Below are 20,110 nucleotides of genomic sequence, written 5' to 3' on the forward strand. Positions count from 1 at the left end.
TTGAACGGTTCGGCGCTGTCCCATCCGTCACAACAGTCACATCCGCCCCACCGCTGCGTCCGAGGGCGGTCACTACCCTGTGCCGATGGACCTCCTCGTGCTGGTCATCGTCCTCATGCTCGGCGCCATCGTCCTGGTGGGCGTCGGTGAGAGGCTCGGGCTCCCGTGGCCGGCGCTCATGGTCGTCATGGCGACTCTCGTGGGGTTCGTCCCCGCCTGGCGCGGGGTGTCCATCGATCCCCACCTCATCCTGCCGCTCTTCCTGCCACCACTCCTGTACGCCACGGCGCAGCGCACCTCCTGGTCGCTCCTGCGGGGCCGGTGGCGCGCCGTCGTCGGGCTGGCCCTCGTGCTGACCACGATCACGATCGCCGCGGTCGCGGGGACCGTCGTCGCCGTCGTGCCGGGGGTCACCGTCGCCGCCGCGATCGCGATCGGTGCCGCCGTCGCGCCGCCCGACCCGGTGGCGGTGGAGGCGATCGCCGGGCCGGTGGGCATCCCCCGGCGCCTGACCACGACCCTCCAGAGCGAGGGGCTGTTCAACGACGCCGTCGCCATCGTCGTCTTCACCGCGGCCATCGCCGCGACGCAGACGGGCCGGCCCTTCGGCCTCGACGTCGTCGGGGAGTTCGCGCTGGGGCTCGTGCTCGCCGTCGTGATCGGGCTCGTCGCGGCGACCGCCGGCGGGTGGCTGTCGGACCGCGTCGCCGACGTCGCCGGACGCAACGCGATCACGCTCGTCCTGCCCTTCGCCGTCTACATCCTCGCTGAGGAGCTGCACGCGTCCGGCGTGGTCGCCGTCGTCGTCGCCGCGGTCCAGACGGCGAGCACGCGCGGCGGCGACGACGTCGAGGACCGGCTCACCGGGCGCGCGTTCTGGGACGTCATCGAGCTCCTCGTCACGGGTGTGGCCTTTGGCCTCGTCGGGGTCGAGCTCTACCAGGTCGTCGCCGACGCCGGCCCCGACCTCGGGCGCATGGTCGGGCACGCGGCGCTCGTGTGCGCCGTCGTCGTCGGTGTCCGCGCGGGCTGGCTCCTCGTGCTGCTCCTCCTCCACCGCCGGGCGCGCGACCCGTGGGTGGCGCCGCGGACCTGGCAGGAGTCGCTCATCCTCACCTGGGGCGGGATGCGCGGACTGGCCACCCTCGCCCTGGCGCTCGCCATCCCCACGGTCGGCGCCGACGGACCGCTGGAGTCCCGTCCGGAGATCCTCGTCATCGCCGCCGCCGTCGTCCTCGTCACGCTCGTCCTGCCTGCCCTCTCCCTGCCCACGCTGGTGCGCATGCTCGGCGTGCGCGGTGCGCACGAGACCGAGCAGCGCGCAGAGCGTCAGCTCATCGAGCGGGCCACCCGGGCGGCGGTGGCGCACATCCGCGAGCAGAGCCGGTCCGGTGAGCTGCCGGAGGAGGTCGCGGCACGGGTCGAGCACGCGCTCGGCCTCCTCGACGACGCCGTCGCGGGAGAGCTCCCGGACGAGTACAGCGAGCGGATCAGGGCGTTCCGCAAGCGCCGCAAGGTCGCCACGGTCCTCCAGGCCGAGGCGTTCCGGGTGGCCCGCGAGGAGGTCGTGCGCGCCCGCAACGAGCCCGGCACCGACCCGGAGGTCGCCGACCGGGTGCTGCGCGAGCTCGACCTCCGCAGCCGCCGCTGAACCTCCCGGACGTGCCGCATGTCCGTCCCCGCGCCGGTGAGCTGGCGCTACCCTCGGGGCTCCGCGACGAGACGAGGAGACCGGCATGGGTGTCTGGACCGCCGTGCTGCGCGACGCCGCGGACCACGTCGTCTGCGCGACCTGCGCCGTCGAGTACGGTCACGCGCCGCTCCCCGACGTGTGCGTCATCTGCGACGACGAGCGGCAGTGGGTGCCGCGCAGCGGCCAGGCCTGGACCACCGTCGGCGAGCTGGCCGCGGCCGGGCACCGCACCGTCGTCGAGGAGCTCGAGCCGGGGCTGATCGGGATCGGCACCGCCCCCACCGTCGGCATCGGGCAGACCGGCAAGCTCGTCGTCACCGAGCACGGCAACGTCCTGTTCGACGTCCCCGGCCTCATCGACGACTCCGCCGTCGCGGCGATCGCGTCCCACGGCGGGCTCGCGGCCGTCGTCGCGAGCCACCCGCACATGTACGGCGTGCAGTCGCTGTACAGCCGGGCCTTCGACGACGCGCCCGTCCTCGTCGCCCGTGCCGACGTCTCCTTCCTCCCGCTCCGCACGCCGGCGGTACGGCTGTGGGACGAGACCCACGAGATCGTGCCCGGCGTCCGCCTCGAGCAGATCGGCGGCCACTTCCCCGGCAGCACTGTCGCGCTCCTCAGCGGAGCGGACGGGCAGGGAGTCCTCCTCGCGGGTGACGGCATCTTCCCCGGTCCCGAGGGGCGAACCGTCAGCTTCCTGCGCAGCTACCCGAACCGCATCCCGCTCTCCGCGGCCGTGGTCCGGCGCATCGCCGCTCAGGTGGCCCGCCTCGGCTTCGAGCGGCTCTACAACAACTTCCGCGGGCTCGTCCCCGCCGGTGCCGGTGACGTCGTCGAGCGCTCGGCGCAGCGGTACATCGAGTGGGTCAGCGGCCGCAACGACCACCTGACCTGAGGGGGCCGGCGCCCGGGTGTGGCGCTTCCTGCCCCGGCAACGGAAAAGACCCGCCGGACCCCAGCTCTCGCCTGGATCCTGCGGGTCCTGCCTCTGTGTCCGAGGGGGGACTTGAACCCCCACGCCCTAATACGGGCACTAGCACCTCAAGCTAGCGCGTCTACCTATTCCGCCACCCGGACGAGTGGTGTCTCAGCGACCCGAGCCGCTGGCGACGTCCCAAAAGATAGCACGGTCATGAGGGCCGTTTCGAACTCCGGCGGCCGTTCCGGGTCGAGTGTGGCGAGTGCCACGACCGGCCGTCCCGGCGTCCGGGCGCGAGGTCGGTCGTGTCGCCGGGCTGGGAGCCCCGCGGTGCGCGAGACTGGGCACGTCCCGCACACGAGGAGGCCGCCCGGATGAGGCTTTTCGGCAAGGTCCGCACCAGCCGACCGCAGCCCGGTGGCCTGCCCGAGGGCGGTGCCGCGCCGTCGTCCGCACCGTCCGACCGGAGCCTGGCGCGAGCGGCACGGATGCCCCGCGCGTCGTCGTCGGCGGCACGGGTGTCGGTGCGCCGCATGCCGGAACGGGCGAAGCACGCCGATCGCGATCCGTTCGACGTGCCGCGCTGGCTGCGCCGCTACGGCCTCATGGCGTGGTTGCTCATCGGGATCGTCATCGTCGTCGCGATGGTCGTCTTCGCGACCACCCGCATCCAGGCGGTCTTCATCGCCGTCTTCCTCGCCCTCGTCATCAGCTCCGTCCTGTACCCGGTGGTGAGCGCGCTCGCCCGGGTCATGCCACGTGCGCTGGCCACCGCCGTCGCCATGCTCGGCTCCCTCGCCGTGGTCGCCGGCATCTTCACCTACGTCATCACCTCGGTGGCCGGGCAGTGGGAGGACCTCGCCGACCAGTTCGGGCAGGGCATCGACGACATCTTCGAGTTCCTCGAGACGGGACCGCTGCCCGTCCACTTCACGCAGGCCGAGATCTACGACTGGATCAACGGGCTCGTCGCCGAGGCCCAGGACTACGTGTCGCAGAACGCGGGCACACTGGCCGGGCAGGTGCTGAGCAACGCCGGCGCCGTCGCCCTCATCTTCACCGTCCTCGCGCTGAGCATCTTCGTCACGGTGTTCTTCCTCCTGCGCGGCGGGGACATGTGGCGCTGGTTCATCAACCAGCTGCCGGCCCGCTCCCGCGAGAGCGTCCACCGCGCCGCCAGCTCGGGCTGGTACACCTTCGCCGGCTACGCCCGCGGCACGGTCATCATCGCCACCGCCGACGGCGTCCTCGCCTTCATCCTCCTCGCGATCGTCGGGGTCCCGCTCGCGGCCCCGCTCGCGGTGCTCGTGTTCATCGGCGCCTTCATCCCGCTCATCGGCGCGCCCCTGGCGATGATCATCGCGGCCGTCGTCGCGCTGGCCGCCGGCGGCATCGTGGACGCACTCATCGTGACGATCGGCATCGCGCTCATCGGGCAGATCGAGGGGCACCTGCTGCAGCCGCTCGTCATGGGGCGGCAGGTCTCGCTGCACCCCGTCGTCGTCGCCCTCGGCGTCACGGCGGGCACCTTCCTCGCCGGCCTGCTCGGTGCGATCATCGCCATCCCGATCCTCGCCGTCATCTGGGCGGTCTACTCCGCCCTCCACGTGCCCGACCCCCCGGTCGAGGGCGACCTCCCCGACCCCCGCGGCATCGCCGAGGGCATCCAGCGGCGGCGGCAGCGGCACAACGAGCGCGCCGAGGCTGCCGAGGCCAGCGACGACGTCCCCACCGGCGACGTGCGGGCCTGACTCAGCGGAAGTCCCGGGAGCGTGAGGCCACCCGGAGCGGGAGGTCGCGCACGTGGTCGGCGACGAGGTTGAGCACACCGTCGCCCCGCTCCACCGTCCCGCGCACCACGAGTGCCGCGCTCGTGCGCGCCACCTGCCGGTAACGCGCCCACAGCCCGGGACTGCACACGACGTTGAGCAGCCCCGTCTCGTCCTCGAGGGAGAGGAAGGTGACGCCGCCCGCCGTCCCCGGCCGCTGCCGGTGGGTGACGACGCCGGCCACCTCCACCCTGCTGCCCACCTCGCACCGCTCCAGCCCCGCGATGCTCGCGATCCCCCGGGCGGTGAGCTCGGGACGCAGGAACTGGGTGGGGAAGCTGTCGGTGGACACGCCGGTGGCCCACACGTCGGCGACGGCGGTCTCCAGCTCGTCCATCCCCGGCAGCATCGGCGCCTCGAACCCGACTGCGGTGTGGGGCAGGGTGGCGTGCTCCCCCGCCAGCACCCCCGCGGCCCACAGCGCCGCGCGCCGATCCAGGCCGAAGCAGTCCAGGGCGCCGGCCGTGGCCAGGGCCTCCAGCTGGGCGGCGGTGAGCCGCACGCGGCGGGCGAGGTCGGCGATGTCGGCGAAAGGACCGTGCGCCTCGCGCTCGACCACGACCCGCTCGGCGGTCCTCTCCCCCACGCCGCGCACCGGGGCCAGCCCGAGCCGGACCGCCAGGTGCGGGTGCGGGTGCACGAGCCGACCGCCGTCGTCCTCCCCGGGCGCCTCCTCCCCGGTGTGCTCCACCACGGCCTGGGTCTGGGAGGTCTGCACGTCCGCCCGCCGCACCCGCACGCCGTGGCGGCGGGCGTCGGCGACGAGGGTCTGGGGTGAGTAGAAGCCCATCGGCTGGGCGGCGAGGAGCGCCGCGTAGAAGGCCTCGGGGTGGTGGACCTTGAGCCACGCGCTGGCGTAGACGAGGTAGGCGAAGGAGAAGGCGTGGGACTCGGGGAACCCGAAGTCCGCGAAGGCCTTGAGCTTGTCGTAGATCTGCTCCGCGACGTCCCCGGTGACGCCCTTGCGGGCCATGCCCTCGAGCAGCCGTCCGCGCAACGCCTCCATCCGCTCGGTGGAGCGCTTGGAGCCCATCGCCTTGCGCAGCTGGTCGGCCTCCCCTGGACTGAAGTCCGCGACGTCGATGGCGATCTGCATGAGCTGCTCCTGGAACAGCGGCACCCCCAGCGTCTTCGACAGCGCCGGCTCGAGCAGCGGGTGGAGGTAGGTGACCTCCTCCCGGCCCCGACGGCGGTTGATGTACGGGTTGACCGAGTCGCCCTGGATCGGGCCGGGGCGGATGAGCGCGACCTCGACGACGATGTCGTAGAAGTTCCGGGGCCGCAGACGCGGCAGGGTGGCCATCTGGGCGCGGGACTCCACCTGGAACAGGCCGACGGTGTCCGCCGCGCACAGGAGGTCGTAGACCCGGGGGTCCTCCTGCGGCAGGGAGTGCAGGCCCACCGGCGGGGTGCCCGGTGCCGCGTGCGCGTTGACCTCGGCGAAGGCGAGGCGCAGGGCGGTGAGCATGCCCAGGCCGAGGAGGTCGAACTTCACCAGGCCGGCGTCGGCGCAGTCGTCCTTGTCCCACTGCAGGACGGTGCGCCCGGGCATGGTGGCCCACTCCACCGGGCAGACCTCGACGACCGGGCGGTCGCACAGCACCATCCCCCCGGAGTGGATGCCCAGGTGGCGAGGCAGGCGCAGCATCCGCTCGGCGATGTCGAGGACGTCGTCGGGGATGCCGGTGACGTCGTCGGCGGGTGAGGGCCCGCGACCGTCACGGGCCCCGCGCGCGTCCCCGCCGTCGTCGGGGGCGCGCAGGCTGCGCCACCGCTCGATGGACTTGCTCCACGCGTCCTGCTGGCCGAGGTCGTAGCCGAGCGCGCGGGCGGCGTCGCGGACCGCCGAGCGGGGCCGGTAGGAGATGACGTTGGCGACCTGCGCGGCGTGGGTGCGCCCGTAGCGCACGTAGACGAACTGGATGACCTCCTCGCGGCGGCCGGACTCGATGTCGAGGTCGATGTCGGGCGGGCCGGAGCGTCCCGGGGAGAGGAAGCGCTCGAAGAGGAGCCGGTGCTGCACGGCGTCGACGGCGGTGATCCCCAGGGCGAAGCACACCGCGGAGTTGGCGGCCGAGCCGCGGCCCTGGCACAGGATCCCCTGCTCGCGGCAGAAGCTGACGATCTCGTGGACGATGAGGAAGTAGCCGGGAAAGGTGAGGTCGGTGATGACCTGCAGCTCGTGCTCGATCATCGCGTAGGCACCGGGGATGCGTTCGGCCCCGCGCGGCCCGTAGCGCTCGGCCGCACCGCGGTAGGTGAGCTCCCGCAGCCAGGTGGCCTCGGTGTGCCCGGGCGGGACCGGGTGCGGCGGCAGGTTGGGGGCGACGAGTGCGAGGTCGAAGGCGCACTCGGCCCCGAGGTCCGCGGCCGTCGTCACCGCCTGCGGGTGGCGGGCGTGGATCGCGGCCATCTCCGCCGCCGAGCGCAGGTGTGCGGCGGTGGGCGGGCGCCAGCCGTCGATCTCCTCGAGGGTGGCGCGGGCGCGGATGGCGGCCAGGACGTCGGCGAGCGGCTGGTCGGCGGGGCGGGCGCAGTGGACGGCGCCGGTCGCGACGAGCGGGAGGTGCACCGCGGCGGCGAGCTCGGCGAGGGCGTCGTTGCGGATGGAGTCGAGCGGGTCGCCGGTGTCGGTGATCTCGACGGCGACGTTGTCCCGGCCGAAGAGGGCGGTGAGCTCGTCCAGGGCGGCGCGGGCGGCACCCGGGCCACCGGTCTCCAGGGCGCGGCGCACCGCCCCCTTGCGGCAGCCGGTCAGGACGAGCCACTCCCCGCCCGCGGCGGCCGCGAGCGCCGGCAGACGGTAGTCGCTGCGGCCCTTCTCCCCCGTGGCCAGGTGCGCCTCGGCGATGGCGCGGGACAGGCTGCGGTAGCCCTGCGGCCCGCGGGCCAGGGCGAGGAGGTGGGTGCCGGGCGGGTCCATCTGGCCGGTGGCGCGCTCGGCGGCACCGAGGGTGAGCTCGGCGCCGATGACGGCGGGCAGCCCGATCCGGCGGGCGGCCTCGGCGAAGCGGACGACGCCGTAGAGGCCGTCGTGGTCGGTGACGGCCAGGGCGGACAGGCCGAGGCGGTGGGCCTCGACCGCCAGCTCCTCGGGCTGGTTGGCACCGTCGAGGAAGCTGAAGGCCGAGTGCGCGTGCAGCTCGGCGTAGCGCGGGGTCACCGCAACCACCTGTCGTACATGTGTTCGAGTGTACGCCTCGGGCGGTCGTCCCAGCGCCCGGGTTCCCGCCCCGGAGTACCGTCGGTCCATGAGCACCGCCGACGCCGTCGACCGCGCCCGGGCGCGCCTCGCCGCGGGCAGCGGCGTTGTGCCCCCCTCCGACGGCACCGACTGACGGCCCGCGGAGAACGCACGTGGGCGACGACGTCGAGCAGCGGGTCCGGGAGGCGATGAGGGCCGTCGACCGGCGCACGTTCCTCCCGCCGGACCAGCACCGCTTCGCCGGCGCCGACCAGCCGCTGCCCATCGGTCATCACGCGACCTGCTCCCAGCCGAGCACCGTGGCGCGGATGCTCACCCTCCTCGACGCCCGGCCGGGCCACCGCGTGCTCGACGTCGGCTCCGGGTCCGGGTGGACGACGGCGATCCTCGCCCGGCTCGTCGCACCGGGCGGTGAGGTGCGCGGGGTCGAGCTCGAGCCGGCGCTCGTGGAGACCGGGCGCGCGAACCTCGCGGCCGCCGGCGTCCCCGCCGGGATCGCGCCCGCGGTGCCCGGCGAGCTCGGCCTTCCGCGCCACGCGCCCTTCGACCGCATCCTCGTGTCCGCCGAGGCCCGCCGGCTCCCGCGCGCCCTGGTCGACCAGCTCACCGACGGCGGCCGCATGGTCATCCCCGTCCGGGGGGACCTCGTCGTCGCCGACCTCACCGGCGGCGAGCTCACCACGCGCGCGTTCGGCACCTACCGCTTCGTCCCGCTGCGCGACTCGACGTAGCGAGGCCCGCACCCCGGTGAACGGGATGCGGGCCTCGGTGCGTCCCACCCGGTCAGGGGGTGCGGCGCACGCCCAGGGTGTCGGTGCCGTTCCCGTCCCAGTCACCGACGAGGACCGCGTCATCGGCGCGGCCGTAGGTGAGGACGCGGTCGGCGTCCCCGCCCGTCAGGGTGTTCTTCACGTGGTAGGTCGCCCCGCGACGGACGGCGAAGGTGTCGCGCCCGTCCCCGTCCCAGTCACCGGCGAGGGTGATGTCGCCCGGGCGGCCGTAGGTGAGGACGACGTCGGCGTCCCCGCCGGCGATGGCGTTCCTCACGTGGTAGCGCGCCCCGCGGCGCACGGCCAGCGTGTCGACGCCGTCGCCGTCCCAGTCGGCGACGACGACCGTGTCGCTCGCGCGGCCGTACCGGACGACGACGTCCGCGGCGCCCGAGGCCATCGTGTTGCGCACGTGGTACTCCGCCCCGCGGCGCACCGCGAAGGTGTCCCGACCGTCACCGTCCCAGTCACCGACGAGCACGGTGTCCCCGGGCCGGCCGTAGAGGACGACGCGCTCGGCGTCCCCGCCACGGGCGGCGTTGTTGACGTAGAAGCGGTTCCCGCGGCGCACCGTGAGGGTGTCCGTGCCGTCGCCGTCCCAGTCGCCGACCAGCACCTCGTCGGTGTGCCGGCCGTACTGGAAGACGACGTCGGCCCGCCCGTCCCAGTTGTTGTTGAGGAAGAACCCGTAGCGCTGCGGGCCCGGCTCGGGCTCCGGCTCCGGCTCGCGCTCGGGCAGCACGGCCAGGGCGGCCTGGGCCTGGCGCAGCACGGCCGCCTTCGCGGCCGCGTCGGTGTCGGAGCCGCCGACGAGGGCGACGACGCGCTCGAGCTGCTCGACGGCGAGGTCGAGCTCGCCGTCGTCGGCGTACCGCAGCGCCTGCTCGGCCGCGGTGGTGAGGTCGCCGGCGAGCGCCTCGGAGAGACGGTCCTCCGCCGCGAGGTCACCGACCAGGTAGGAGAGGTCGGAGTACCACGCCTGGTCGACGGCGACGTTCGCCGGCACGTGCCCCTGCTCCACCGCGTGGGCGGTGGAGGCGGCGACCTGCTCGGCGTAGGCCTCGGGCGTGGGGTAGAGCTCGGCGAGCACGTCCTCGGGCAGCGGGGCCGAGCTGCCGTCGAGGAAGCAGAACCCGGGACCGGAGTTGACGCCACTGTTGACGCGGATCGGCACGTCCTGCGCGGCCAGGCGGATGCCGCCCTGGGCGAGGCCGAGCTCGTCCCGGACGATCTCCCCCTCCGCGTCCAGCTCGATCGGCTCCGCGGTCGGGGGCTTGACGCCGTGGGCGACCCACGCGACGGTGTGGTCGTACACGGCCGCCTGCACCTGGTGCTGCGGTACCCGTGACAGGGAGGGCAGGTCGCAGGTCTGCGGCACGTCGGGGTGGCCGCCGGGCAGGGTGCCGATGTCTCGCAGGCGGAGCGGGCCGTAGTCGGTGATGAGCTTCCAGTCGCCGTGCGAGGCTCCGGCCACCTCCCAGGTGCGCAGCACGTCCGAGTCCGGCTGACGCTGGGCCGCCCCGAGGAGGTCGATGGCGACGTCACCCTCGGAGTTCAGCTTGAACAGCGGGGTGTCGAGGTCCGTGCGGACCGTGCCGCCACCGCCGTGGAGGACGACGGCGTCGAGGATGTCGGCGAGCGGCTGGACGCTGTTGTAGTAGGTGTGCAGGCGCCCGGCGGACTGCGAGTGTCCCGTGGCGATGACGTACTCCGGGTCGAGGGGCCCGAGCGGGTCGGTGCCCGCCGGGTCCCGCAGCGCCTTCACGGCCTGGCTGAACACGTCGTAGGACAGGGTGTCGTCGGTGACGGTGCCACCGTCGGTGAGGTCGAGGGAGCCGTAGCGGTCCGGGCTCCAGGCCTTGAGGCCGGTGGCCGAGTGGACGCCGGCACGCTGGGCGGAGACGCCGACCCACGTGTAGCCCTCGCGCATGAGGTGCTCGTGGGTCTGGAACCAGTCGACCTCCTGGTCCCACTGGTTGGAGACGTTGAGCCACTCGGTGATGACGACGCCGTTGAAGTCGGCCTCCTGCGCCGGGCGGCGGACGACGAGGCGCGTCGTGTACGGGTGGCCGGAACTCGTGACGACGGCGTCGGACAGCCCGTCCGCGGCGTAGCGGGTGGCCTCGCCCGAGACGAGGAACTCCTCCTCGACGTAGCCTGCGGCGTCCAGGTCCACGTCGGTGGCGAGGAACGGGTAGCCGTGGGCGGGGTCCCCGACCGGGCTGGTGAGCGGCACGGGCCCCGTCACGGTGGGCGCGGCCACCGTCTCGCCCGCCGCCTGCGACTCGTGGCGCTCGGGCCCGGGCGGCGCGGCGGGTGGTGCGAGCAGGGCGGGGAAGGTGAGGGCGGATGCGGCGACGAGCGCCGTGAGGGTGCGTGCCATGGGTGCTCCCGGGATCGACGGTGGCCGGGTGGCCGAGGGGCCTGGATACGGACGTGACTGAACGTAGGAGTGACTTAAGCGACTGTCAATGGTTCAGTTCCGGCCGAAATGCCTCTACTGTTCCCCCATGGCCGATCTCCGCGACGCCACCGCGCGCGCCGTCGCAGCCCTGCGTGAGCACGGGCCGCTGACACGCGCCGAGCTCGCCCGCCGCACGGGCCTGCCGAAGTCGACCGTCTCGGGTGTCGTCGCTGCCCTCGTCGGCAGCGGCACCGTCCGGGAGACCGGTGCGGCCGCCCGCCCTGAGGGCGGGCGCGCCGAGCGCGGGCGCGGGCGGCCGGGGACGCTGCTGGCCCTCGACGCCGGGCGCGGTGAGGTGGTGGGCGTCGAGTACGGCCTCTCCCACGTCCGGGCCCGGGTGGTCGACACCGGCCACGGCCGCGGTCCCGGTGCCGTGCGGCGGCTGCCGCTGGCGTACGCCGCGGAGGAGGCCCTGGACGCGACGCTCGACCTCGTGCGCGAGCTGACCGGCCGGGCGGGCGCCGCCCCGCTGCTCGGCGTCGGGCTCGCCCTGGCCCTGGGGCTCGGTCCGGCGGTGACGCCCGGCCCGACCGGGCCGCGAGGGATGCGCCAGGGGTGGGAGGGCCTCGACCTCCCGGCCGCCCTCGGCGACAGCCTCCAGGTCCCGGTGGTCGCGGACAACGACGCGAACTGCGCGGCGCGCGCGGAGCTGCTCTGGGGCGCGGCGCGCCCCTACGACGACCTCGTCCTGCTCAAGCTGCACGCCGGTGTCGGCGGCGCCGTCGTGATCGACCGCCGGGTGCACCCGGGCCGCCGCGGGGGCGCCGGGGAGTTCGGGCACGTGCCGGTCGACCCGCACGGTCCGCTGTGCCGGTGCGGCGGGCGAGGGTGCCTGGAGGTGTACGCCGGGGTCCCGGCCGTGCTCCGGACGCTCGCCGTCCACCACGGGGGGCTGCCCACGCCCCGGCAGGTGCTCGAGGGGGCGGCGGCCGGCGACCCGGCGTGCCGCCGTGCCCTGCGGGACGCCGGGGAGGCGGCGGGGCAGGTCGCGGCATGGCTGTGCAACGCGCTCAACCCGCAGGCGATCGTGCTGACCGGGGCGCTCGCCGGTGCCGGTGAGCTGCTCGCGGGCCCGGTGCGTGAGTCGGTGGCGCGCACGGTGCTGCCGCTCAACGCCGACGTTGACGTCGTCGTCGGGGCGCTGGGGCGCGACGCGGGCCCGCTGGGAGCCGGTGCCCTGGCCCTCGCCTCGCTCCCGGACTGAGCCCGCCGGTCAGTCGTACAGGCCCTCCACCCACCACTGGCCCGACTCGAGGGCGAGGAGCTGGGCGACGCCGTCCGACAGCGCCACCTGCAGCCAGGCCCGCCGGCGCCCCTTGGCCCACCAGCGCTCCCACATCGGCCACGGGCCGGCCCAGCCGACGACCTCCCGGCTGCCGGCGTCGTCGACCACCCGGGCGGGCTCGCCGCTGAGCCGCACGCGTCCGTCCACCGTGAGGGGGGTGCCGGCGGCGTCGAGGACGACGACGGCGCGGCGCTCGTCCAGGAGGGTGGCCGGGGCGGGGTCGGGCAGCCGGCCGGGCCAGGGGGCGTCGGGACGCAGCACCGGGACGGGGTCGTCACCCCAGGCGACCAGCCGCACCCGGGTGCGCGGGTCGCGACCGCCCTGGAGGACGGGCACGAGCACGCCCTCGGCACCGAGCAGACCCTGCACGCGCAGCGCGGCCCTTTCGGCCTGCACCTCCCCACGGCCGCGGCGGCCCCACAGGCCGTCGCTCACCACGCCGGCGGGGCTGATCTCCTGGGCGAGCAGCTCGAGGTGGACAAGGGGCGCGCTGGGCGGGCGGGCGCTGCGGCCCGAGAGCCAGCCGTCCAGCTGCCAGCGCACACGGTCGGTGAGGTCGGCGGGGCTGGGCGCGACGTCCAGACGCCACGTCCGGGCCAGCTCGATGCCGTCCTCGGTGCGGGCGAGCACCTGGACGCGCCCGCACACGACGCCGCGGCGCTGCAGCCGCTCGGCGAGCTCCTCGGCGAGGGAGCGGGCGGCGAAGGCGGCGACGTCGGAGCGGGCGGCGGGCGGGTCGAGGTCGGTGCGCACGGTGACGTCCTGCTCGGGGCGGCGGGGCGCCGGGACGGAGACGTCCCCGCCGCGGGCGAGGCGGTGCGCGAGCAGCCCGAGGGTGCCGAAGCGGGCGGCGACGTCACCCGCGGCCAGGGCGGCGAGCGCCCCGAGGGTGTGCAGCCCGAGCCGGCGCAGCAGGTCGGTGAGCGCGGCCAGCTCGGCGCGCCGCTCGCGGGTGGTGGCAGCGAGCTCGAGGCGACGCACGTCCTGCGGGGCGAGGAAGTCCGGCCCCTGCCCGGGGGGCACGACGATCCCGGCCCGGGCCGCGAGCAGGGCCGCGAGCAGGCCGTCGGCCACCCCCACCTGGCACTCGGCACCGGTGTCCTCCGCGACCGCCCCGACGAGCAGCTCGGCCAGCGCGTCCTCGCCCCCCGCGTGACGGGCCGGCCCGCGGGCAGCCATGAGCAGCACCCCGGGACGGGCGACCTCGACACCGGCGACGACGTCCTCGACCGCCTGGACGAGCGGCTCGAAGGCCCGGGCGTCACGGTTCTCGTCCGCGGCCAGCAGGACGAGTCCGGGACACAGCCCCTGGGCGGTGCGTCGCCGCATCCCCGCCCGCACGCCCTCCGCGCGGGCCGCCGCCGAGCAGACGAGGACGCCGCGGGAGTCGTGGACGGCGACCGGCTCGTGGCTGCCCACGACGCCCTCGGTGACGGCGGCGGCCACCGGCCAGTCCGGCACCCACAGCACCGCCCGGCGCAGCGCCGGGCCCCCGGTCCCCGCCCGCGCCGCGGTGGGCGCCGTCATCAGGACACCGCCCGCAGCCGTGAGTCGGTACCGGCCACCACGGCGGGGGCCGGAGCGGGGGCCTCGCGGCCGCCGTCGGCCACGACGTCGAGCCCCGTGGAGGTCAGACGCACCCGCACCCGGCCGGCGACACCGCTGCGACCGCGGCCGTGGACGGTCACCTCCCCCGCCTCCACCCGGCCGAAGCCGCGCCCGAGACCACCGGTGCGGGCCTCCCCCGCCCGGAGCACGACATCGGCGCCCGGCCAGTGCGCCGTGCTCAGCAGGACCGCCCCGCGGGTGCGCAGCCGCGCCGACAGCAGCCGCCGGTCGCGGGCGCTCAGGGCCCGGCAGTCCCCGACGGCCAGCACGTCGACGCCGTCGACGAGGGCACCGACCACGGAGGCGGCCTCCGGCCCGGGCCGGGGCACGAGAAGGCTGCGGCCCAGGTGGAGCCCGGCGTCGGCCGCGGCCTGCAGGCCGATGTCCGGCAGCGCCGCGAGCGCCACCCAGCCCTCGCCCTGCGCGGCGGCCAGGAGGGTGAGGAGCAGCGAGGAGGAGCCGCCGACCTGGACGACGCTGCCCCGGCGCAGCCCGGCGGGCGGGAAGAAGCCGGCCAGGGCGGAGGGGACCGGCAGGTGGTCGACGTCCGCTGCCGTGCGCGCCCGCGCCGGGACGGTGGGCTCCGCGACGGTGTCGGGAGCCGGCGCGGCGGGAAGGAGGGGCGCGGGACGGGGGGACGCGGCGTCGTCAGCGGTGAGGACTGCCAGCCGCGTCCGCAGGCCGGCCGCCGCCTCGGCCCGTTCCAGGGCCCGGCGCGCGGTCGCCATGCGCTCGGCCGGGGTCATCGCCACCTCCACAGTCTATCGAACAGTTGTTCGATCATGACAGGTGGGTCCGACATCCTCGGCGTGCCCGTCGCGCCGTCCCGCGCCTCGGCACCGTAGGTTGAGAGTGAACCCACACCCGAGGAGGCCTTGATGGACCTGCAGCGCCCCGTTGCACCCGCACCCTACGACCTGCTGCCGCCCGTGCCGTCCTTCACCGTGACGAGCACCGACATCACCGACGGGCAGCCCTTCGACCGGATGTTCACCGCCGACGGGGACAACGTCTCCCCCCAGCTCGCGTGGTCCGGCTTCCCCGACGAGACGCAGAGCTTCCTCGTCAGCTGCTTCGACCCCGACGCCCCCACGCCGGCCGGCTACTGGCACTGGACCGTCGTCGACCTGCCCGCCGACCTCACCGAGCTCGAGCAGGGCTGGGGCGAGAGCGACCTCATGCTCCCCGGCGCGGCCTACCACGTGCGCAACGACGCCGGCACCCACGACTTCACCGGGGCCGCCCCGCCCGCCGGGGACCGCCCGCACCGGTACGTCTTCGCGGTGCACGCGCTCGACACCGACTCCCTCGAGCTCGACCCGGACGACAGCCCCACGAAGGTCGCCTTCACCGCCCTCTTCCACACCATCGCGCGGGCGGTCATCACCCCCACCTACCAGCGGTGAGCGAGCCGACGACGACGGCGGACGGCTCCGTGCGGTACGGCACCCTCACCTGGGTGCCCGCCCTCCTGCGCCCGGACCTGCTCGCCGAGCCCGTGCGCGCCGCCCTCGCGGGGCTGCCGGGGGCCGACCGGGTCCACGTCGCCGAGATCGACCCCGAGTTGGCCGACACCGCCGCGATGACGGAGGCCTACGAGCTGCCGCTGGAGGCCTCGGTCAACTGCGTGCTCGTCGCCGGCAAGCGCGCCGGGGAGGAGCGCGTGGCCGCCTGCGCGGTCCGTGCGACCACCCGGGCCGACGTCAACTCCACCGTCCGGCGGCTGCTCGACGTGCGCAAGGCCTCCTTCTGGCCCACCGACCGCGCCGTCGCGGCCTCGGGCATGGAGTACGGCGGGATCACGCCGGTCGGGGTGCCCGCGGACTGGCGGCTGCTCGTGGACGCCGCGGTGGCGGGCGGGCCGGCGATCGTCGGCAGCGGGGTGCGGCGCTCGAAGCTGCTGCTGCCTGGTGAGGTGCTCCTCTCGCTGCCCGGGGCCGAGGCGGTCGAGGGGCTGGGGCTGTCCGTGGAGGCCACCGGGGCGTGAGCACCACCCCGTCCCGGCAGGCGCCCTCGCGCCTCCTGCGCAACGCCCGGGTGGCGACGGGCGCCCTGTTCTTCACGAACGGGGCGCTGTTCGCCAACCTCCTGCCGCGGTACCCCGCGATCAAGTCCGGCCTGGACCTGACCAACACCGAGTTCGGGCTCGTGGTCATCGCCTTCCCGGTGGGGGCGATCATCTCCGGCCTGGCGGCCGCGGCGGCGATCCGCCGCTTCGGACCGGCGAACGTCGCCGTTCTCGGGACGGTGCTGACGGCGGCCGGGCTCGTCGCGGTCGGGTGGTCGCCGGCGCTGTGGATGCTGGTCGCCGCGCTCTTCGTCGCCGGCTCGGCCGACTCGATCACCGACGTGGGGCAGAACAGCCACGGGATCGCGGTCCAGCGGGGCTACGGCCGCTCGATCATCAACTCCTTCCACGCGGTGTGGAGCGCGGGCGCGGTGACCGGCGGCCTCATGGGCACGGCGGCGGCCGCGAACGACGTGCCGCTCGGCGTCCACCTCACCGTCTCGGGCGTCGTCTGGGTGCTCGTCGCGCTCGTCGCCCGCCGCTTCACGCTGCCGGCCGGGATGTCGGTGGGCCCGCCGCTCGTCGAGGGGCACCACGCCCCGGCGGGCCGGCCGGTGGCCGCGTGGCTGCGCCGCCCGCCGGTCTTCCTCGCCGCGCTCGTCCTCATCGCGATGAGCGGGACGATGGTCGAGGACGCCGGGAGCACGTGGTCGGCGGTCTTCCTCACCCAGGAGCTCGACGCCGGTCCCGCCCTCGCAGGGCTGGCCTTCGTCGCGATGGTCGGGGCCCAGTTCGTCGGCCGGGTGCTCGGGGACCCGATGACCGACCGCCTCGGCCAGCGCGCCGTCGCGCGGCTCGGGGCCGCCCTCATCGTCGTCGGGATGGGGCTCGTGGTCCTCGGGCCGTCCGCCGTCGCCGTCATCGCCGGCTTCGCGCTGGCCGGGTTCGGCTCGGCCACCCTCGTGCCCGCCGCGATGAACGCGGCGGACGACATGCCCGGCATGCGGGCCGGGACGGCACTCACCATCGTCTCGTGGCTCATGCGGGTGGCCTTTGTCGTGTCCCCGCCGCTCGTGGGCGCCCTCGGTGACGCGTTCGGCCTGCGCGCGGGTCTCGCCGTCGTGCCGGTCCTCGCGGTCGGGACGCTGCTGCTGGCGGGGGTGCTGCGCGGGCGGGTGCGCTGACCCCCGCCGTCCTCAGGCGGGCGGGAGGCGCGGGGAGTCGCCGTCCTGCTCGACCAGGGCGGTGAAGATCTGGGCGAAGAGCTCCTCGACACGGGCCTCGATGGCGGCGGCGTCGGTGGTCTGGCCCTTGCGGTCGTGCAGGGCCATGAGCTCGATCGCGCCGTCGAGCTTGTCGGCCTGGGCGAGCCAGCCCTCGGCCCGGGTGACCTCGCCGGGAGTGGACGCGGTGGCGAGGGCGCGCTGGGCCTGCCCGCGCAGGACGTCGACCGAGCGGCGCAGCCCCTCGGGCCGGGAGCGGGCGGCGCGGGCCTTGGTGAGGCCGTCGAGGATCCGCTGCGCCTGCTTGGCGAGCTCGGGGTTCTCGCGCAGCATGGTGGCCCCCTTCTTCACCACGGGGTAGACCACCGGCCCGAACTTCGCCGCGGCCTTGAGGATCGTCGTCACCTTGCCCATATGTCCTGCTCCTTCCGTCTGTGCCGAGGTTATGTCCTCCGCACGGCCCCTCGCGCGGCGGTGGGAGGATGTCCCGGTGTTCCATGTCATCTTCCACGAGCCGAAGATCCCGCCGAACACCGGTAACGCCATCCGGATGGTCGCGTGCACCGGGGCGACCCTCCACCTCGTCGAGCCGCTCGGCTACGAGCTGAGCGACGCGCACCTGCGCCGGGCCGGCCTGGACTACCACGACCTCGCGCGGGTGCTCGTCCACCCGGACGTCGACGCCGCGCTGGCGGCCGTCGCCCCGGGCCGGGTGTACGCCTTCACGGGCCACGCCACGCTGGGCTTCTCCGAGGTCCGCTACGCGCCCGGTGACGCCCTCCTCTTCGGCACCGAGACGACCGGCCTGCCCGCCGAGGTGCTCGCCGACCCGCGGGTGACCGAGCGGGTACGGATCCCCATGGTGCCGGGCGTGCGCTCGATGAACCTGTCGAACTCCGCGGCGATCGGCGTCTACGAGGCGTGGCGCCAGCACGGGTATACCGGCTCCTGAGCGCTCGTTGACCCGCCCGGACGCGTGTGTTCTGATTCACGCGCCGGAGCGCCACTGACGGGTGCTCGACCCCACGCCGACGGAGGACGCCCGACCATGACCGCGACCGACGAGACCCTCACCCCCTCTGCCGCCCTCCGCGCCCGCCAGCGCCCGCTCAAGACCGCCTACAAGGAGGACCCGGCCAGCGCGCTCGTCACGAGCACCGCGACGGCCCGGGTGGACCAGGGCACGCTGACCGCGACCGTGCCGACGTGGGCAGGCGATGTCGTCGCCGGGCTCCACCCGGCCACCGGCGGTGACGGCGCCCAGGCGTGCTCGGCGGACATCGTCCTCCAGGCGCTCGTCGCCTGCGCCGGCGTCACCCTCTCCTCCGTGGCGACGGCGATGGGTATCGAGCTGCGCTCGGCGAGCGTCACCGCCAACGGCACCTGGGACGCCCGCGGCACCCTCGGGGTGGACCGCGAGGCGCCGGTGGGCCTCTCCTCCGTGGAGGTGCTCGTCGACCTCGACACAGACGCCGACGACGACGCCGTTGCCAAGCTCCTCGAGCTCACCGAGCGCTACTGCGTCGTCGCCCGCACCCTCACCGCTCCCCCGCCGGTCACCGTCCGCCGCGCCTGACCCCCTCCCGCCCCCAACCGCCCACAGCCGACTTACCGCCCACAGCCGACTTACCGCCGACAGCCGACTTACCGCCCACAGCCGACTTACCGCCCACAGCCGACTTACCGCCCACAGCCGAGTTACCGGCAACGGCGGTCAGCCCACGATCTCCACCGGGGCGAAGGGATCCTTCGGGCAAGACATGGTGGGGTCGGTCTCGCACGGTGTCCGGGCGCCCTCGAGGTTCACGGACACCTCGGCCCGACCGGCCGGAAAGTCCGCCGGCACCTGGAAGCTGCTGCCCGCGCTCTCGTCGTCACCCGGGTTGAGGTCGCCGAGGAATGCCGAGTAGGGCCCCCCGTCGGTGTCACCGGTGTGGACCTCCGAGGTGATCTCGACCGAGTAGCGCGCGCCGTCGGGCAAGAAAGGCTCGCAGCCCTCTCCGGCGACGCCGGAGACCTCGACACGCAGCTCCTCCCCGGGCGCCACGGTGCGCGGTGTCACCACCGGGTCGACCGGTCCGCAGTGTGCAGTCTCGCGACCCGCGTCGACGCAGCCGGCCGTGATCATGACGGCGAGCAGCGTCGCGGCCAGCGTTGGCACCCTCCGTGGTGCGAGCACCACTGAACCGTAACAGCGGCTATGTCGCCCCGAAGCCGTCGGCTACCGGGTCGCGTAGAAGACGACGGCGGCCGAGGCGGCAACGTTGAGGGAGTCCACCCCGGCGGCCATCGGGATGCGGACGACCCGGTCGGCCATCCGTAGGACGCGTGGGGAGAGCCCATGGCCCTCGGGGCCGAAGACGAAGGCCGAGCGCTCGTGGTTCTCGGCGACGTACTCGTCCAGGCTGATCGAGTCGTCGCTCAGCGCGAGTGCCGCCACCGTGTAGCCGAGGCGCTGGGCCTGCTCGATGGCACCGGGCCACGACTCCAGGCGCGTCCACGGCACCTGGAACACCGTGCCCATCGACACCCGGACCGAGCGGCGGTACAGCGGGTCGGCGGAGGTGGGCGTCATGAGGACGGCATCTACCCCGAGGGCCGCAGCGCTGCGGAAGGCGGCTCCGAGATTTGTGTGGTCGACCATGCCGTCGAAGACCGCCACGCGTCGGGCGCCGCCGACGACCTCTTCGACCGACCGCAGCGGCGGACGGTGCATGGCTGCCAGCGCTCCGCGGTGCAGGTGGAAGCCGGTGATCGCCTCGAGCACCGGCTCCTCGGCGACGAACACCGGGACGTCCGACCCGCCGTCGTCGGCGCCGCAGGCTCCGGTGATGACCGGTGCCATGGTCTCCAGCCACTTCTCGGCCATGAGGAAGGAGCGGGGGCGGTGGCCAGCGCGGATCGCCCGCGTGATGACGTTCGTGCTCTCGGCCATGTAGAGGCCGCGCTCGGTCTCCAGGCGACGTCGCAGAGCGAGGTCGGTGAGGCCGGTGTAGTCGAGGAGGCGGTCGTCGGCGGGATCGGTGATGCGGATGAGCGGCACCGGACCATTCTGCCGTGGGGCAGACCGGACTCCCGTCGACAACTCGGCTCTCGGCGACAACTC

Annotated in this window: 17 protein-coding genes and 1 tRNA gene; 10 read left to right on the forward strand and 8 right to left on the reverse strand. The window is 74.8% G+C overall.

Features of this window, described 5'->3' with window-relative positions; translation table 11 throughout:
- Positions 1-85: 85 nt before the first annotated feature.
- Both GD632_RS05990 and GD632_RS05995 read left to right on the forward strand, forming a co-directional pair.
- On the forward strand, positions 86-1,651 hold the full coding sequence (locus GD632_RS05990; RefSeq protein WP_152189818.1) for a cation:proton antiporter: 1,566 nt from the start codon (positions 86-88) through the stop codon (positions 1,649-1,651).
- Between the two features lie 85 nt (positions 1,652-1,736).
- Positions 1,737-2,588 (forward strand): MBL fold metallo-hydrolase, encoded by an 852-nt coding sequence (locus GD632_RS05995; protein ID WP_152189820.1) that lies wholly within the window; start codon positions 1,737-1,739, stop codon positions 2,586-2,588.
- A 96-nt stretch (positions 2,589-2,684) separates the two neighbouring features.
- On the opposite strand, the gene GD632_RS06000 is transcribed toward GD632_RS05995, so the two are convergent.
- Positions 2,685-2,770 (reverse strand) — tRNA-Leu (locus GD632_RS06000).
- 216 nt (positions 2,771-2,986) lie between these two features.
- Here GD632_RS06000 and GD632_RS06005 point away from each other — a divergent pair.
- Entirely contained in the window at positions 2,987-4,363 is a 1,377-nt protein-coding gene (locus GD632_RS06005) for an AI-2E family transporter (RefSeq protein WP_152189822.1), read from the forward strand.
- A 1-nt stretch (position 4,364) separates the two neighbouring features.
- Here GD632_RS06005 and GD632_RS06010 read toward each other — a convergent pair whose 3' ends face one another.
- On the reverse strand, positions 4,365-7,694 hold the full coding sequence (locus tag GD632_RS06010; protein ID WP_152189824.1) for an error-prone DNA polymerase: 3,330 nt from the start codon (positions 7,692-7,694) through the stop codon (positions 4,365-4,367).
- A gap of 104 nt (positions 7,695-7,798) precedes the next feature.
- Between GD632_RS06010 and GD632_RS06015 the strand changes: the two genes are divergently transcribed.
- Positions 7,799-8,377: a protein-L-isoaspartate O-methyltransferase family protein gene (locus tag GD632_RS06015; RefSeq protein WP_226924656.1), complete on the forward strand. Its 579-nt coding sequence runs from the start codon at positions 7,799-7,801 to the stop codon at positions 8,375-8,377.
- Positions 8,378-8,429: 52 nt separating this feature from the next.
- Here the strand turns inward: GD632_RS06015 and GD632_RS15910 are convergent, their stop codons facing one another.
- The gene (locus GD632_RS15910; protein ID WP_193311362.1) at positions 8,430-10,799 is read right to left on the reverse strand and encodes an alpha/beta hydrolase domain-containing protein; all 2,370 of its coding nucleotides are present in this window, start codon (positions 10,797-10,799) and stop codon (positions 8,430-8,432) included.
- A gap of 127 nt (positions 10,800-10,926) precedes the next feature.
- Between GD632_RS15910 and GD632_RS06025 the strand changes: the two genes are divergently transcribed.
- Entirely contained in the window at positions 10,927-12,084 is a 1,158-nt protein-coding gene (locus tag GD632_RS06025) for an ROK family transcriptional regulator (protein WP_193311363.1), read from the forward strand.
- 9 nt (positions 12,085-12,093) lie between these two features.
- Here the strand turns inward: GD632_RS06025 and GD632_RS06030 are convergent, their stop codons facing one another.
- Together GD632_RS06030 and GD632_RS06035 are read right to left on the reverse strand one after the other, a co-directional pair.
- Positions 12,094-13,692 carry a Y-family DNA polymerase gene (locus tag GD632_RS06030; RefSeq protein ID WP_152189828.1) on the reverse strand — a complete coding sequence of 533 codons (1,599 nt, stop codon included), beginning with the start codon at positions 13,690-13,692 and terminating at the stop codon, positions 12,094-12,096.
- Positions 13,692-14,519: a hypothetical protein gene (locus GD632_RS06035; RefSeq protein ID WP_452176642.1), complete on the reverse strand. Its 828-nt coding sequence runs from the start codon at positions 14,517-14,519 to the stop codon at positions 13,692-13,694. The genes GD632_RS06030 and GD632_RS06035 overlap by 1 nt, the downstream gene beginning before the upstream one ends.
- A gap of 132 nt (positions 14,520-14,651) precedes the next feature.
- Between GD632_RS06035 and GD632_RS06040 the strand changes: the two genes are divergently transcribed.
- The 3 genes from GD632_RS06040 to GD632_RS06050 are packed head-to-tail and all read left to right on the forward strand — an operon-like array spanning position 14,652 to position 16,965.
- Entirely contained in the window at positions 14,652-15,179 is a 528-nt protein-coding gene (locus GD632_RS06040) for a YbhB/YbcL family Raf kinase inhibitor-like protein (RefSeq protein WP_152189833.1), read from the forward strand.
- Entirely contained in the window at positions 15,176-15,760 is a 585-nt protein-coding gene (locus tag GD632_RS06045; RefSeq protein WP_152189836.1) for a YbaK/EbsC family protein, read from the forward strand. Before GD632_RS06040 ends, GD632_RS06045 begins: the two co-directional genes overlap by 4 nt.
- Positions 15,757-16,965: an MFS transporter gene (locus GD632_RS06050; protein ID WP_193311364.1), complete on the forward strand. Its 1,209-nt coding sequence runs from the start codon at positions 15,757-15,759 to the stop codon at positions 16,963-16,965. The genes GD632_RS06045 and GD632_RS06050 overlap by 4 nt, the downstream gene beginning before the upstream one ends.
- 12 nt (positions 16,966-16,977) lie before the next feature.
- On the opposite strand, the gene GD632_RS06055 is transcribed toward GD632_RS06050, so the two are convergent.
- Positions 16,978-17,418 carry a hypothetical protein gene (locus tag GD632_RS06055; protein ID WP_152189838.1) on the reverse strand — a complete coding sequence of 147 codons (441 nt, stop codon included), beginning with the start codon at positions 17,416-17,418 and terminating at the stop codon, positions 16,978-16,980.
- A 76-nt stretch (positions 17,419-17,494) separates the two neighbouring features.
- Between GD632_RS06055 and GD632_RS06060 the strand changes: the two genes are divergently transcribed.
- Complete coding sequence (locus tag GD632_RS06060) at positions 17,495-17,956, forward strand: tRNA (cytidine(34)-2'-O)-methyltransferase (RefSeq protein WP_152189840.1); 462 nt, start codon at positions 17,495-17,497, stop codon at positions 17,954-17,956.
- A gap of 96 nt (positions 17,957-18,052) precedes the next feature.
- Positions 18,053-18,580, forward strand: a complete 528-nt coding sequence (locus tag GD632_RS06065; RefSeq protein WP_152189843.1) for an OsmC family protein — start codon at positions 18,053-18,055, stop codon at positions 18,578-18,580.
- A 138-nt stretch (positions 18,581-18,718) separates the two neighbouring features.
- On the opposite strand, the gene GD632_RS06070 is transcribed toward GD632_RS06065, so the two are convergent.
- Positions 18,719-19,183: a hypothetical protein gene (locus GD632_RS06070; protein ID WP_152189845.1), complete on the reverse strand. Its 465-nt coding sequence runs from the start codon at positions 19,181-19,183 to the stop codon at positions 18,719-18,721.
- A gap of 42 nt (positions 19,184-19,225) precedes the next feature.
- Positions 19,226-20,047: a TrmH family RNA methyltransferase gene (locus tag GD632_RS06075; RefSeq protein ID WP_152189847.1), complete on the reverse strand. Its 822-nt coding sequence runs from the start codon at positions 20,045-20,047 to the stop codon at positions 19,226-19,228.
- Between the last annotated feature and the right edge of the window lie 63 nt (positions 20,048-20,110).

Origin of the sequence: Georgenia satyanarayanai (assembly GCF_009193135.1) — a bacterium.
Classification (GTDB): Bacteria; Actinomycetota; Actinomycetes; order Actinomycetales; family Actinomycetaceae; genus Oceanitalea; species Oceanitalea satyanarayanai.